The following is a 15,231-nucleotide window of genomic DNA, read 5'->3' as shown; positions in this document are numbered from 1 at the left end:
TAAACATACACCTACAACATCCCGCCGGTTTCGAGCGTCAGCACATTCAACGCCTGCTCCAGTTTGAGGATCGCCTGATCGAGTTCTGGATGCTTCTCCAGCCGCTCGCGTAAGGCGGTCAGTAAGTGATGCGCATCGGCCACCTGTTGCGCGGCCTGGGCTTTTTGTTTTGACACTGCAGACTTGGATTCGCTCGCCATAATCATCCTCCCTAGCCATTACTAGATTATCGCTCCTGATCGCTTAGACCGCTCGCGTAGTTTCGCGACGTTACGAACCAGAAGCGGTTCAGCCCAATTCGGCCCCGAACAATTCTAGTTATCCAGGAAAGCGCAAATTGCTAATGAGTGGCGACTATTCGGCGCTATGATTGTGCCAACTCGGCTTCCAATTGGGCTTCGAGTCGGGTCCCTTTCAAAACTCAAAGGTAAGGGCGGCTTTGTTCCAGCCACTGGTTTGCCCCATGCACGCCGGGGAGGTATTCAGAATGGACAGGGCTGAAGCGCGCGGACCGGATCTGCAGTTGTGCCACGGGACTCTCCAGCAATTTCCATTCACTTCTCAGGTGTACAGAACTCGAAGTTGGCGTCGTTCTTCCTTCCTTCAAACGGCCACAGCATGAGGAGTAGTTGCATATGCGTAGTCGCGCGTTCGCTCTCGTCTCCAAGCTAATCATCGGTGGATTGGTTCCGCTTTGGCTGCTAGCGGGAGTAGCGACCTCACAGGAATCGAGCGAGCAGACTGCTGCTCGGCTGCAAGAATTGACGCATTCGCTGGTTCAGCTCAGTCAGCGCCAGCCCTCAGGTCGGCCACAATCCGAAACTCTGGGCGATCAGGCTGAGGCTCTGGCACGCGTCCGCTCTCAGCTTTGGCTGCAGTTGGCGGCCACCTCGCCCGCAGACGCACTGCGTCTCAGCCTTCCTCCTGACGTAGTTTCGACGCTGCACGAATCCGCCAAGCCATTTGTGGAGACAGATGCCAGGCACAGCGGACAACTCGAAGTCATGGTGGAGGATTACGCCGACCGCCATCGCATGCGCTATTTCCTGAAGGCTCGGGATCAGAAGCTTGAACTCTATTTTGCTGCCAATCCGCCGGAACACATCCTCAGCGGTGCGATGGTGCAGGTTCAAGGCAAGCAATTGGGAAACGTCCTGCTGATGGAATCAGCGCAGAACCTTGCTCCCCAAAACCTGTCTCAGACCGCAGCCAGCGGAACACCGGCACCATTGACTAACACCTTTGGGGTGCAATCCACGATCGTCATCCTGGTGAACTTCCAAGATAATCCGGTCCAGCCCTTTGACGTACCTACCACGCAGGATGTGGTCTTCAATCAGGTCAATGGCTTTTATATGGAGAATTCTCAAAATCAGACCTGGCTGGTTGGGGATGTGTTCGGCTGGTTCACCATTGCGGTGAGTAGCAGCAGTTGTGATTTTGCTCAGATTCAGAGCCAGGGCGAGGCGGCTGCAATCAATGCAGGCGCGATTCTCTCCAACTATAACCACTTCATATACGCGTTCCCGAATATTCCAGGGTGCGGTTGGGAGGGCTTGGCCAACCTGGGCGGTTCACCCGGTCATGCCTGGGTCAACGGCTTCATGAATCTGCAGGTCGTAGGGCACGAAATGGGCCACCAGTTTGGACTCCTGCATTCTCACTCACTGGATTGCGGTGGCCTCACTCTCGGCAGCAACTGCACGAAGATCGAGTATGGCGATGCTTTTGACATCATGGGCCACACGGTTGCTGGACACTTCAATGCCTTTCAGAAAGAGCGGCTGGGATGGCTGAACTATGGGTCCTCCCTGCCCATACAGTTCATCCAGAGCAGCGGAACTTACACCATTGCGCCTTATGAAGACCTTTCACCGGGACCGAAAGCTTTGAAGCTGCTGCAAAGCGTCGATCCCAGCACTGGCTTCACGACTTACTACTATGCTGAATACCGTCAGGATCTGGGATTCGACAGCGTGCTCAGCCCATATCCTGCGTCCACGCAGGGAGTGCTGATTCACAGCGGCGATCCTTCCTCTCCCAACAACCTATATCTGCTGAATATGAACCCCAAGGACACCACGTTCTATACGGCCGCATTGGCAGTGGGAGAGAATTTCAGCGATCCCACTTCCGGTGTTTCACTCACAACGGTCAAGGCCGATGCCAAAGGGGCGGTGGTCAATGTCACTCTCAATCCTCCGGCTTGCGCTCCGGCGAATCCCGCGATAACCATTTCTCCATCGCAAAGTGCTCAGGTTGCGCCCGGCACCACTGTTCAGTTCACAGTAACGGTAACTGACCAGGACAGCTACACTTGCAATCCCGCTACGTTCACTATGCGGGCCTTCCTGCCCAACGGGTTCACCTCAACCTTTACGAATGCATCACTGACCCTGGCTCCCGGAGCGACCGGACAAACGACGCTTTTTCTAACTTCGTCTCCGGGCACAGCCAGCGGCTCCTATAGCTTCACAACTGTGGCAGCAAACGCACCGTACGCCAGTGGCATCAACGGCACTTATGTGGTCACAAACGCTGGCGATTTCTCCATCTCCGCTAATCCATCTTCTGTGAGTATTCCTCAAGGCGGAAATGGTTCCACCACGATCAGCACTGCAGTCAGCGGCGGTTTCTCGTCAGCGCTGACGCTCTCGGCCTCAGGCTTGCCGTCGGGAGCAACCGCAAGCTTCAGTTCGTCCGCTCTGCCTGCGCCTGGCAGCGGCAGTGTGACTTTGATTTTCACCGTTGGCGCAAGCGTCCCCGTCGGCTCCTACGCGGTCACTGTGAATGGAGTGGGCACAGGAGTAAACCACAGCACGAATGTAACGCTTTCGGTAACAGCCCCAGGCTCGCCGCCTCCACCGCCTCCGCCTCCCCAGATTTCCGGACCAATTCCCCAGAGTGGCTGGAAACTGCTCTACGTTGACAATCAGGAGACCGTCTGCGGATCTTACGGCGGCGCCAATGCCTTTGACAGCGACCCGAATACGATGTGGCAAACCCAGTACTGCAACGGCAGTCCATCCGTTCCGCATGAGATTCAGATCGACCTCGGAGCCACTTATCCCATCTCCGGTTTTCGCTACAAGCCGCGACAGGACGGCAGATCCAGAGGCAACATCAAACAGTACGAATTCTATGTAAGCCTCGGTGGCACGAATTGGGGCTCGCCAGTGGCCTCTGGCAACCTCATCACCAGTGCCTCCGATTCGTCCGAGAAGTCGGTCACATTCAGCACTGTAGTCTCCGGCCGGTACGTGCGCTTGCGAGCGATCAGTGAAGTGAACGGCGGTCCGTGGACCAATGTGGCAGAACTGAACGTGCTGGCGAGCGGCAGCACCTCCGGCGGCGGCAACAGCAACCCAACCGTGGCGAGCTTGACGCTTACTCCCAGCTCCGTAGCCGGAGGCAGTTCTTCGACGGCAACCGTCACCCTCAGCGCAGCAGCTCCTGCCGGTAGTGCGCAGGTCGGCCTTTCCAGCGGGACCCCTAGTGTGGCTAGCGTCCCCGCTGCGGTGAACCTCGTGCAAGGTCAGACGAGCACGACTTTCACCGTGACTACCACCGCCGTCAATTCCCCCACGAGCTCAGTAATCACCGCAAGCTACAACAACTCCAGTGCCAGCGCTACGCTGGGAGTTACGTCCTTAGCGCCGCAGCCCGACTTCACCATCGCCGCTAACCCTATTGCCGTAACGGTCTCTCCCGGCGGTTCCGGAACTTCGACCGTGACTACTACCGTGACCGGAGGCTTCAACAGCGCCATCAGCCTTAGCGCGAGCGGCCAACCGGCAGGAGTGACCGCCACCTTTAGTCCGGCTTCGATTCCCGCTCCGGGCCAGGGCAACTCGACCATGAATATTTCTGTTGGCCAGAACACCGCACCCGGCACTTACACCCTGAACGTGGGAGCGACTGGCGGCAATATCGGCAAAAATGCTTCCGTCACCTTGACGGTGGTAAACACGCCCCCACCGCCGCCGCCCGGATCATCTCCTAGGTCGATCCCGCAGAACGGCTGGAAGCTGCTGTATGCGGATAGCCAGGAAACCTACTGCGGCAATTACGCTGCCACGAACGCTTTCGATGGAAACTTTAGTTCGATGTGGCAGACCCAGTACTGCAGCGGAAGCCCAGACCTGCCCCATGAGATTCAGATTGACCTGGGCGCCACTTACAATGTCGCCGGATTCCGCTATCTTCCGCGTCAGGACGGAAAGGCCCGAGGCAAAATCACTGCCTTCGAGTTCTATGTCAGCACCGACGGCGTCAATTGGGGTGCTGCCTCCGCTACAGGAACGCTCATTACGAACTCGACCGACGCGGCAGAGAAGCAGGTGCTGCTCGCCGCGCCTCTGGCTGCCCGCTATGTCCGTTTTCGCGCCCTCGGCGAGATCAATGGTGGTCCCTGGACCTCAATGGCAGAGCTGAACATGCTGCAGCAATAAAAGAAGCAGTCAGCAATCAGAAGCGGTCTCATAAATGGGTAACCCGATGCGTCAGTAGCTCGCTAAAGCCCGGACTTCCGTAGCTTTGCGGAGCTCGAATGTTTACTACTTTGGTTTTATGAGACAGCTTTGCGGTAAGTGCGGCGTGGCATGGGACACACAATGCAATCGATCGATCCCGCCCTTTCGTGCTGCAATACCCGGCACCAATTACAGAAGTATTACAAACGCTCTCGCAGCCTCCTGATAGCCTCGCTACATCAGCCGACAGAATCTGCTCTGCGAAATTCAGAAATAAGTCCCAAAGACAGCAAAGAGGACCAAGAACGATGAAATGGTTTAAGCACGATCGTACGTTCAGCGAGCCGCTGAGCCCCATCACCACCTTTTTTATGGTGATCTTTCACATAGGAGCCATTGTGGCCCTGTTCATGTTCAGTTGGAAGGGGCTGGCTCTGGCGGCTTTTCTGTGGTTTGTCTCTGGCTGCCTCGGCATCGGAATGGGATATCACCGCTTGCTCACCCATCGTGGATACAAAACCTACAAGTGGGTGGAATACTTCTTCACGACATGCGCTACTCTCGCTCTTGAAGGCGGGCCTTTCTTCTGGGTGGCGACGCACCGCGTGCATCATCAGAACACGGACAAGGAAGGCGATCCCCACACCCCCCACGACGGCGGCTTCTGGTCCCACATGGGCTGGATCATCACCGGCCGGGCGATGCACAACAATTCTGTCGACGTGCTGCCCTATGTTCCGGACCTGCGCAAAGACAAATTCCATACCTGGATCAGCAAATGGCATTGGGTGCCCATCACTGTTTTGGGGTTAGTGATTCTGGCGATCGGCGGTTGGAAATATTTGATGTGGGGCATTTTTCTGCGCACAGTGGTGGGCCTGCATTCCACGTGGCTGGTGAATTCAGCCACCCATATGTGGGGAACGCAGCGCTTCCTCACCGGTGACAGCTCCAAGAACAGCTTTTGGGTAGCTATCCTTACGTTCGGGGAAGGGTGGCATAACAACCATCATGCGCACCCGCAATCCGCGCGGCACGGACTCGCCTGGTACGAAGTCGATATCAACTGGTACGGCATCTGGTGCATGAGTAAGCTCGGGCTGGCCTGGGATATTAAACTGCCTAAGCTCAAGCCCGAACCGGAATCCAGTCCGGCTCTCCCAACCGCTCTCCCAGTTCCGGCCGCACAAGAACTAGTCACAGCCGGCTCGGGCGACTAGCCGCAAACTTAAGAAGCCATCTTAGAAGAGCGCGCCTGCCCCCTCAATCGCCTGAGGGGTAAGAGAGAGCATGGGGTTAGTTCCCCACCCCTCTTAGGCAACTCGGTGGAGGACAATAAGATCTCCCGAATCGGCAGTCAAATTCGTGGGCACGAAGAGGCGACCATCGTGGTAGTCCATACTGCCGATCTTCGGCAGATTGAGGCGTAGAGGGTCGCGCTCGTTGGTGTCGTTCGCCCGCTCCTCATTGACGTCCTGGGTGCCTGCGATCGTAGAGATGACCCCGGTTACGCCATCGATCATTCGAACGACGTGATTGAAACGGTCACCGATGTACACGTTCCCATACTCGTCCACTGAGAGGGCGATCGGACCATCGAACTTCGCCTGTGGATTCCCGCCGAAACGTGCAATTCGCGCGTTTCTCCCGTCACCCTCATATCCCGGCTGGCCATCGCCCGCGATCGTGGTTACGCAGCGCCGGGCTATATCGATAACACGGACCGCGAAGTTGCGGCTGTCCAGCAAATAGATTGTGTTATTCGGACCTCGCCGTATGTCGTAAATCCAGCTAAAGCGTGACCCGCTGAAAGGTACGGGATCCGCCTGAAACCCGAAAGTTCCATCGCCGAGCACCTCGACGGAGTGGCCACCTGAGTCGAACCGCCAGAGTCGGCAACCGCTTACCTCGTTCACCCAGATGTAACCCTCCGCATCGACGACGCAGTTGCCCATGTTCACCATGCCGAGCGCATGCCCATCAACGAGCAGCCGCGCGGTCATTGTGGACAGATCGATGCGGTACAACTCGGCAGTCTTAAAGTTCGACACCACCAGCGCTTCATCGTGCAGAACATCGACGTACATGGGGAATTCGAGGGGCGCCTGAATGTTCGGCACGTCAGCGAACACTGGTTTTGCCGCGACGGTCCACTTAAGGCGATCGTTCTCACCAGCGAGGCCCATGAAGTGTTTCGCGTGAAGAACTGCGAAGTAGCGGCCCCGCCTGTCATAGAAACCGAAGTGGGCCAGGCCGTTCTTGACGGTATCCCGTCTGAAGTCGAAATGCACGATCTGGTCGATGATCCAGTTGACCATTTGTCACCTCAGCGGAATATAACGCAGCTTTTCCACAAAACTGACGATTGATCTTGAATTCGTACCAGCGCTTCTGCCAGAGACAGATACCCACTGAAGCAAGAGAAAGCTTGAGTGGGCCACCTGGACCTAATCGCTTCGACATTTCGTGAATGCCATGGACCGCAGGCGCCCCCTGCGGTTCTTGCTTCTGGGGCCGGCCCATCTACTACAATTTTGGCTGATTCCCATGCGCATAGCCAGCCGCGGCAAGACGATCGCGTTCTTCATCACCCTGAGCGCCTGCCTGGTGGGGCTGGCGGTAACGCTTAATGTTGGCTGGATCATCCTTAACTGGCGCGAAATTGTTCCCCTGGTGCTGGGAGTCATCTTTTTCGGAGTCATCATCGCCGGCCTGGTAGTCAACACGATCTTCCTCGTCCGGGAAATCCGCCGCAACGAACAGCAGGACAGCTTCCTCAACGCCGTCACCCACGAGCTGAAGACTCCCATCACCTCCATACGCCTTTACCTGGAGACGCTGGAGCGGCGCCATCTGGAGGAGGCGCAGCGCCAGCAGTTCTACCGCGTCATGCTGGAAGATACCGAGCGGTTGCTGGGAACAGTGGAGCAGGTCCTGAAAGCCGGCGAGGAGCGCCACGGGACGCGAAGCAAGAATTGGCGCGAAGTGGATTTTTCCAGCCTGGTGCGCGATGCCCTGGAGCTGGCGCGCCTCCGCCACAACCTGCAGCCGGAGACGCTGCGCTTCGGAACTGAGCTGCCCCAGGGCGTGACACTGCTGGGAAACTCGGACGAACTCCGCACCGCGGTGGCCAATGTCTTTGACAATGCGGTGAAATATTCGGGCGAGAAAAAGGACATTGTCGTTGACATCCTCACGCCCGACATCGACACCGTCTTGCTGCGCGTGCGCGATAACGGCATTGGCATTCCGCGCGGAGAGCTGAAACGCATATTCAAGCGCTTCTATCGTGTAACCCACCCGGGCACGGGTCAGGTGAAGGGCACAGGACTGGGTTTATTCATCGTGCGCTCGATTGCCCGCCGCCACGGAGGTGAAGCATTCGCCGAGAGCGATGGCGAAGGCCACGGGAGTACGTTTACCTTGCGCTTCCCCAGGATCTATCGCGTATGAACCGCATCCTCGTAGTCGAAGACGAAGCTCACCTTGCCGAGGGGCTGCGTTTTAACTTGGAGGCCGAAGGCTATTTCGTTGCTGTCAGCAGCAATGGCGAAGATACCCTGGCCAGGCTGCTACAGAACAAAGAAAACTTCGATGCCCTGGTTCTGGACGTCATGCTGCCGGGAAAAGATGGTTTCGCCGTAGCACACGAGTTGCGCGCAGCTCAGAACTATATTCCCGTACTGATGTTGACCGCTCTCGGCCGCCCGGAAGATGTGCTCAAAGGGTTCGAATCCGGCGCCGACGACTATCTCTCCAAGCCCTTCAATCTCGCCATTCTCACAGCGCGCCTGGGAAGCCTGCTGCGCCGTAAGACCTGGACACAAAATAACGGCGCCGCAGAGGCGTCCTCCTCAGCTCCGCCTGACCTATTCACCTTCGAGGGTAAGACAGTCGACTTTCAGAATCTGCAATTGCGCAGCGGAAAACAGGTAATCCAGCTCACCTTGATGGAGCTGGAGCTTTTGCGCTACCTGATTCGCAACAGCGGACGCCCAGTTTCGCGCAAGGCGATTCTGGAAGATGTCTGGAATTTGCGCGAGGATACCGATACCCGCGCCATCGACAATTTCATCGTGCGCCTGCGCCGCTACATTGAACCCAACCCCAGCAAGCCACGCTATCTGCTCACCGTCAGGGGACTGGGATACCAGTTCGTACCCAATCCGAAAGGATAGAGCAGGGACCATACCTCGCTATCAAAATCAGAAATAGGCGAGGCCATCGGATCTCACAGAAATTGTTTAGTGAAAATAACCCGACTCGGTCAATCCAGCGCGATCTGCATGTCCTTGTTCTTCTCGCACTTGATATTGAGCACGATTTTCCCATTCTCGGGGAAGTTGCCCGCTATCGCTTTGGACTGATCATATTTCTCGTCGGCCGACTGCACCCTCACCCGCACCCGGTGTTTGCCCGCGGATACCGTGAGTTCATGAGCGAATGCCCCATGAATTTTCCGGAAGATGCCCAGGCGCTTCTTGACGTCTCCCTGGAATGTATCGCTATATACCTTCGCGCCATCGATCCATATAGTCATGGTGCCTTCGGCGAGCTGATGCTCAACTCCCAGCTCCAGGGTGGCAGGAGCAACTCGCGCAGGCGCCGGAATGAATGCGACTGGCTTGGTGACCTGCGGAGCTGCGGAGGGCTCCGCCTCTAACCCAGGTGTGCTGGCGACGGAACTAGACGCCATCGCGGACAGATCCGCCCCCGAATTGCCCGGCCTCGGAGAGCCCTTCTTAGCGCCAGTGACGTGCCCGGCAGTGTTCCTCTCTGACTGCAGTTGGGAATGCGTTTGGACGGAAGCCCTGGCGTCGGCTGCAGGCTTCTGGCTTGCTGGTTTCGTCGAGTTGGCTGCCTGCATCGGTATCCCGGGCGCAGCCACCGAACCAGTACTGTTTGGCATCTTCACGGCCGAGTGTGCGGCTCCGGCCGGCATCGCCCGCGACGAACGATGCTGCGCTCCCCTCACCGTTAGAGCGGCAACCAACAAAACTGAACTAAGAAGCGCGAAATACCACTTAGGAGAGATCGGGGGAGTCGTGGTCAGCAGTTTGCGGATGGAGAGATTGCATTTCTTACCCCAAGCCTGTGCGGATCGCACCCATAGCTGTTGCCATTTCCTGATCTGTTGAACTACAGAATCGGTTCGCCATAGCTGCAACAGACGTGCCCAGGCAGACCTCTGGGTGTCGGCCAGCAGCCCTCGGGCCCCGACCCGCATCGTGCGGGCCGCAGGCGACCCTGTCGTCGCGACACTCTGAGACGCTGGCCTTGCGGAGACATGGCTCACGCTTGCAGGCAGGACTGCGGGAATTGGATTCTGTCCAAGGCTCAATTCCTGCCGCACCTGGCAAATGCTCGTTGCCATTTCCGCGCCTGTCTGATACCGCCGGGCGGGATCTTTGGCCATGGCCTGGCTCAAGATCCTGTCCACCTGGGGTGGGAGTGCAATGTTGTAGGTGGCCGCCGGCAGAGGGGCGCGATGCATGACCTTGAACTGAACCGTGCTGTTTCCATCGCCCTGGAAAGGCCTGTGGCCGGTCAAGAGCGTGTATAGAACCACTCCCAAAGAGAACAGGTCAGATCGGCCATCTACCTCGGCGCCTCGCAGTTGCTCCGGCGACATATAGGCCGGCGTGCCAAGCAACTCTCCCGCCTTCGTAGACGTGGTGAGATCCATTTTGGCGATGCCAAAGTCGGTGATCTTGGCGTGCCCATCTTCGGTGACGATGATGTTCGCCGGCTTGATGTCGCGATGCACCACCCCTTGACCATGCGCATAGCCAAGAGCGTCCGCCAGTTCTTCGATGAGCTGCAGGGCGGTATCGCAAGGCAGGCCTTGCGGAGCCGTAGAAAGCAATTTCTTGAGCGATTGACCGGGTACGTACTCCATCACGATGTACGGACTGCGAGTCGTGCCTTCCTCACTTACATCGAAGATGGTCACAATGCGGGGATGGGATAGGCGGCCTGCGGCCTGCGCCTCGCGAAAGAACCGTTCCCGATATTCGGCTTCTTCGTCGACTTCGAGAGCGGCCAGAGAAACGGTTTTAATGGCTACCAGCCGGTTAATTTTGGGGTCGTGGGCCTGGTAGACAACACCCATGCCTCCCCGCCCCAATTCGGCCAGGATTTCGTATCTTCCTAAAGACACGCCGCCGCGAGTTCCTGTGGGCATATGGCCACGCTTGGCCGGGGATGTGCCAGAGCTAAGAGTAACGCTGAACTCCTCAACAAGCTTGTCTCTATAGGGAAGAAGCGGTAACTGAAGTAACGTTGAGACTATCCTGATTTGGCAGTTTGCCCAGAACCGTAACAAAAATATGGAGCTAGTGGTTTTGTGTATTGACTGTTTTGGCGTTTAGTCCTGTCGCTCGGCCAACGACGTTCGTGTGTTGCCCGGCTGGATCGACTGACCTATCGTTTCCCCAACGGTCATGGAAGAAAGCCCACAACCCGTGATCGGTACCCAAGCGGTAGAAAGACGCAGCGAACCGCGCACACCAGCCTGCGAGCCTGTAACCGTCGTGGTCGAGCAAACAGACGGGCACGTAGAATTTCCCGCGTTTCTGGTCGATCGCAGCCAGCGCGGCCTGTGCATTCGTCACCAATTCAAACAACTGCCTCCCGGACGCCGCTTGCGCGTCTCGCTCGCCGGTGACGATCTCCACACCGAGGTGGTCTGGAACTGGTCCGTCGGAGAGTTGGTGATGTCCGGCCTTCGCCTGCTCTAGCTTGTGAACCTCGACACCCGCCTTTAAGATAACCCTACCGTCACAGTCTCCATGGGCCCAATCAGCTCATTCGTTCGGTTTCCAGACGAAACCGCAGTTAAAGTTGCAGGTTCGCGAGCCGTCGCCAATATTCATTCTCGGATTGCAGCATGTATTGCCGCGAAATGTTCTATGCAGCCATTCCCCGGAGGCAAATCTGATGAAGAGGTCGCAGTCCACAATTTTGTTGCTGCTGGTGGTAGGAATCTCGGCGGCATGCGCCCGGAAGGCAGGCACACAAAATCAGGTGGAGGCTGCCGGGCCGAACAATCAGGCGTCTGGTTCATCGCAAGCCGACCAGCACTTATCGAGTGCTGGCGACGCTACGTTCCGTTCCTGGATCGATGCCGGAACGCTGGCCAGCCTTAAGTGGCCGAACTTTTCCGACTACCGTGCTCACGTTCAGCACTTCTACGGTCCAAGCAATTACGCCCTCGCCTGGATCCGTAATTCACAGCCGACGCCGCAGGCGACCGAAGTGATCGCGGTCTTGCAAAATGCCGACAATAAGGGTCTCCATGCGGAGGATTATGACGGTTCGCGCTGGGCGGCACGCGTAGACAAGCTTCGGCCAGCAACCTCGGCCCCCGCGGACATCGACCTTGCCGAGTTCGATCTTGCCCTGACGGTTTGCCTCATGCGCTATATCTCCGATCTGCATATCGGCAGAGTCAATCCCCACTACTTTCACTTCGGGTTTGATATCGAGCACAAGAAATACGACCTTCCTGACCTGGTACGCGAGCAGGTGCTCACCGCAACTGACATCACCACAGCCCTGGCACATGTCGAGCCTCCTTTTCCCGGATATCAGCGCACTCAGAAAGCATTGGAGATCTATCGCAAGCTGGCCAGCCAGGACGATGGAGAGGCGCTTCCCGTGCCTGCTAAGCCGATCCCGCCCGGGCAGCCCTATACCGGGGTACCCCGCCTCACGCGCCTGCTGCGCTTGCTTGGTGACCTTCCCGCCGATGCCCAGGTCCCTCCTGACTCGAATATTTACTCGGGACCGCTGGTTGATGCCGTCAAGCATTTTCAGCAACGACACGGCCTGGATACAGACGGCCGCATTAATGCGGCCACGGTCCAACAACTCAATGTGCCGCTGAGCCAGCGAGTGCATCAGCTTGAACTCACGCTGGAGCGCTGGCGCTGGGTTCCGCATGATTTTCCGCGTCCGCCAGTTGTGGTCAACATTCCGGAATTTCGCGTGCGAGGAGTGAACCGTGAGGGCCACGTAGAGCTGACGATGAATGTGGTGGTCGGCCGGGCCTATCGCAGCGAAACGCCAGTATTCTCTGACAACATGGAATATGTGATTTTTCGTCCTTATTGGAACGTAACCCCCAGCATCCAGCGCAGCGAAATGGTCCCAAAGCTCACCAAGGACCGCGACTACCTGGCAAAACACGATCTGGAGGCCTACAACAGCAAAGGGGAGGTAGTGGCCTCCGCCCACGTGAGTAACGAAGTTCTCGAACAGCTGCGCTCGGGAAAGCTGTCCATCCGCCAGCGGCCCGGCCCTGAGAATGCTCTCGGTCCGGCCAAGTTCATCTTCCCCAACCAGTACAACGTCTATTTGCACGGCAGTCCGGCGCACGAACTGTTCGCCCGCTCGCGTCGCGACTTTTCTCATGGCTGTATACGCGTGGAGGATCCCATGACCATGGCGCTGTGGGTTTTACAGGACCAGCCAGATTGGACGCGGCAGAAGATCCAGGCGGCAATAGACGGTACCGTGCCGGTGCAAGTTAATCTCAAGCAGAAGATTCCAGTTCTAATCGTGTACGCGACTGCCGTGGTACTCGAAAACGGTGATGTCGAATTCTTCGACGATATTTATGGGCACGACCGCGACCTGGAGGTGGTGCTGGCGAAAGGCTACCCCTATCCTGGCTAGAGTGATTTGGGGAGTCGAACAATAATTCTGAGGGTGCCCCGTTCAAGCGCAGCTTGGGCGGGGCCTTGACTTCCGATGATTATCGGCTATTAGAAAAAACGAGTTACCAGCGCCGCACCCGTCCCACGTCGACGTGGACGAAGTCCGAGGCGGCGTAGTAGCCCACGCCTCCACGGTGAAGCGCCAGGGCTGCGTCGCGCAGTTCCGAGGTCTTCACGCCAGGAATTCGGATATCAATCGCCATCGCCTGCATATGCAGGCTGTGCTGGGCGACTCCATGGCCGTGCGTGCGCAGATATTCGTTACTCCAGGGCGTGCGATAGCCGCAGATAATGTCGATTTCCGCTCCCGGTTTTCCAACTGCGGCAGTGAGATCGCTTAGCAGATCGAATACACGTGGGTCGTACTGATGGACGTCGCCGGTGCGGTGGTCGCGAAGGAAATCATTGAGCTGTGCAAGTGCGTCGGGGATGTATTCGTCACCACGACGGTAGACGATGTCGAGGCTCTCGCCAGTATGAGTGTGGAAGAGAATCAGCCGATGTTCCTGGCTGGTACTGGTTGTCACTACCTTCACTGGAGGCGTTGAGGTGGCAGGACCCGCTGCAACAACAGCCATTGATGCTATGAGAATCAAGCCAAGGCAAATGCCGCGTTTCTGAAATTTCCGTAAGGTACTGATCGCCATTAACAAATATCCCCTGAAACATCCAGGCCCGTGGCTTGCGACGGCCAGCGGGCCTGATCAATGCTTAATTATCCCAGTCCGCTTGCACGCCTGTCTATCAGGAAGAGTCAGGATGCCGTTACGGTCGATGGGGTCCCGCCAACCGCTGGCGTTACCGCCCCGCACTCCCCTCATCGGCCTATGACAGCCACTTGCCCTGCATTGTATCCTCGGGGCGTGTCGCGTCCCTCTGCGCCCGGCCGCTCACCGGCCACCGCTCTGTTGCTGGGCTTGCTGATTACGCTGGCGGCGGTGGTGGCTTACTCCTGGTACATTACGCGCCAGATCTCCGGCTTGCGTGAGTTACAGACCAACCTGGTTGACCGCAATAGGAAAGATTCCCTCCAGTTGCTGCGCATCCAGAACGACCTCAATTCCCTCGCCTTAGCCATGCGCGACATGCTCGACGCCGATGAGCCTTATCCGCTCACCGCCTGGGCAACGCAGTTTCAACGTGTGCGTACAGATCTTGAAGACGCGCTACGCCGTGAGGAGCAGTTGGCGGTGACTACGCGCACGCCCGAGCAACGCGAGTTTCTCAGCAACTCCCTGGCGCAGTTCTGGGATGCCGCGGATCGTATTTTCGCGCTGGCCCGTGATGGCAAGGAAGCCGAGGCTCGCACGCAGATCCGGCTCTCCCTGCAGGCACGCCAGGCGGCCCTGAGCACAGCGGTAGCACGTTTACTGGTGGAAAATAATGAGAGCGAAGAACTGGCGGCGCAGCGCATTAACCAGATCTATAGCCGCGTTCAACGGCAGGTGTATTTCTTTCTCACTGCCACCTTGATTGCTATCGCCCTCACCAGCCTTTATCTGATTCGTTCGAACCGCCGGCTGTTTACGCAACTGGCGGAGCTCTCCGAACAGCGCAGCGAGCTGGCGCAGAAGTTGATCGCCACTCAGGAATCTACCCTGCGTTACATTTCGCGGGAACTGCACGACGAATTTGGCCAGATCCTGACCGCCATCGGATCCATGCTTTCGCGGGCGGGAAATCATGCTCCTGAGGGATCGCCGCTGCGTTCCGAACTGCGTGAAGTCTCGGAAATTACCCAATCTACGCTCAATAACGTCCGCACCCTTTCGCAGGCGTTGCATCCCGTGACCCTCGACGAGTCGGGGCTGGAGAACACACTAGATTGGTACCTGCCCACGGTGGAAAGACAAACCGGAATTGTCATAAGCTATGAAAAGTCAGGCACGCCCTTTCCCGTGGATGGCAGCACGGGTATCCATATTTATCGCGTCCTGCAGGAAGCTCTCAACAACGTTGCGCGGCATTCCGGCGCCCGGCAGGCGTGGGTGCGGCTTCAGTTTCTGCCGGACGCGTTACAGCTCGAAGTTGAGGATCAC

Annotated in this window: 11 protein-coding genes; 7 read left to right on the top strand and 4 right to left on the bottom strand. The window is 57.4% G+C overall.

The features are described from left to right. Window positions 1–11: 11 nt before the first annotated feature. Window positions 12–200 (bottom strand): hypothetical protein, encoded by a 189-nt coding sequence (locus VEG30_05800; GenBank protein HXZ79425.1) that lies wholly within the window; start codon window positions 198–200, stop codon window positions 12–14. 435 nt (window positions 201–635) lie between these two features. Between VEG30_05800 and VEG30_05795 the strand changes: the two genes are divergently transcribed. Together VEG30_05795 and VEG30_05790 are read left to right on the top strand one after the other, a co-directional pair. Then, window positions 636–4,451, top strand: a complete 3,816-nt coding sequence (locus VEG30_05795) for a discoidin domain-containing protein (protein ID HXZ79424.1) — start codon at window positions 636–638, stop codon at window positions 4,449–4,451. 329 nt (window positions 4,452–4,780) lie between these two features. Next, entirely contained in the window at window positions 4,781–5,692 is a 912-nt protein-coding gene (locus tag VEG30_05790; protein HXZ79423.1) for a fatty acid desaturase, read from the top strand. A 93-nt stretch (window positions 5,693–5,785) separates the two neighbouring features. On the opposite strand, the gene VEG30_05785 is transcribed toward VEG30_05790, so the two are convergent. Next, window positions 5,786–6,790, bottom strand: a complete 1,005-nt coding sequence (locus tag VEG30_05785) for a hypothetical protein (GenBank protein ID HXZ79422.1) — start codon at window positions 6,788–6,790, stop codon at window positions 5,786–5,788. Between the two features lie 229 nt (window positions 6,791–7,019). On the opposite strand from VEG30_05785, the gene VEG30_05780 reads away from it, so the two are divergent. After that, window positions 7,020–7,925, top strand: coding sequence for a HAMP domain-containing sensor histidine kinase (locus VEG30_05780; GenBank protein HXZ79421.1), 906 nt, complete (start codon window positions 7,020–7,022; stop codon window positions 7,923–7,925). Then, window positions 7,922–8,650, top strand: coding sequence for a response regulator transcription factor (locus VEG30_05775; protein ID HXZ79420.1), 729 nt, complete (start codon window positions 7,922–7,924; stop codon window positions 8,648–8,650). Before VEG30_05780 ends, VEG30_05775 begins: the two co-directional genes overlap by 4 nt. A gap of 89 nt (window positions 8,651–8,739) precedes the next feature. Here VEG30_05775 and VEG30_05770 read toward each other — a convergent pair whose 3' ends face one another. Next, complete coding sequence (locus VEG30_05770; protein HXZ79419.1) at window positions 8,740–10,656, bottom strand: serine/threonine-protein kinase; 1,917 nt, start codon at window positions 10,654–10,656, stop codon at window positions 8,740–8,742. Between the two features lie 280 nt (window positions 10,657–10,936). Here VEG30_05770 and VEG30_05765 point away from each other — a divergent pair, with 280 nt between their 5' ends. After that, window positions 10,937–11,212 (top strand): PilZ domain-containing protein, encoded by a 276-nt coding sequence (locus VEG30_05765; protein ID HXZ79418.1) that lies wholly within the window; start codon window positions 10,937–10,939, stop codon window positions 11,210–11,212. A 199-nt stretch (window positions 11,213–11,411) separates the two neighbouring features. Further along, a complete protein-coding gene (locus VEG30_05760) occupies window positions 11,412–13,151 on the top strand; it encodes a L,D-transpeptidase family protein (GenBank protein ID HXZ79417.1) in 1,740 nt (579 codons plus the stop codon). 103 nt (window positions 13,152–13,254) lie between these two features. Here the strand turns inward: VEG30_05760 and VEG30_05755 are convergent, their stop codons facing one another. Further along, on the bottom strand, window positions 13,255–13,770 hold the full coding sequence (locus VEG30_05755; GenBank protein ID HXZ79416.1) for a DUF882 domain-containing protein: 516 nt from the start codon (window positions 13,768–13,770) through the stop codon (window positions 13,255–13,257). 285 nt (window positions 13,771–14,055) lie between these two features. Between VEG30_05755 and VEG30_05750 the strand changes: the two genes are divergently transcribed. Continuing rightward, a partial coding sequence (locus VEG30_05750; protein ID HXZ79415.1) for a histidine kinase occupies window positions 14,056–15,231 on the top strand: 1,176 nt, incomplete at its 3' end.

Source organism: Terriglobales bacterium (genome assembly GCA_035624455.1).
Classification (GTDB): Bacteria; Acidobacteriota; Terriglobia; order Terriglobales; family Acidobacteriaceae; genus DASPRM01.
Note: the sequence above shows the minus strand (reverse complement) of the source record. Positions and strands in the feature narration are given on the sequence as shown.

Bases quoted from the DNA above. Each gene is read 5' to 3' on its own strand.
- VEG30_05770 (HXZ79419.1), bottom strand. From the start codon at position 10,656: ATGCCCACAGGAACTCGCGGCGGCGTGTCTTTAGGAAGATACGAAATC.
- VEG30_05775 (HXZ79420.1), top strand. From the start codon at position 7,922: ATGAACCGCATCCTCGTAGTCGAAGACGAAGCTCACCTTGCCGAGGGG.
- VEG30_05785 (HXZ79422.1), bottom strand. From the start codon at position 6,790: ATGGTCAACTGGATCATCGACCAGATCGTGCATTTCGACTTCAGACGG.
- VEG30_05795 (HXZ79424.1), top strand. From the start codon at position 636: ATGCGTAGTCGCGCGTTCGCTCTCGTCTCCAAGCTAATCATCGGTGGA.
- VEG30_05790 (HXZ79423.1), top strand. From the start codon at position 4,781: ATGAAATGGTTTAAGCACGATCGTACGTTCAGCGAGCCGCTGAGCCCC.
- VEG30_05780 (HXZ79421.1), top strand. From the start codon at position 7,020: ATGCGCATAGCCAGCCGCGGCAAGACGATCGCGTTCTTCATCACCCTG.
- VEG30_05800 (HXZ79425.1), bottom strand. From the start codon at position 200: ATGGCGAGCGAATCCAAGTCTGCAGTGTCAAAACAAAAAGCCCAGGCC.
- VEG30_05760 (HXZ79417.1), top strand. From the start codon at position 11,412: ATGAAGAGGTCGCAGTCCACAATTTTGTTGCTGCTGGTGGTAGGAATC.
- VEG30_05755 (HXZ79416.1), bottom strand. From the start codon at position 13,770: ATGGCTGTTGTTGCAGCGGGTCCTGCCACCTCAACGCCTCCAGTGAAG.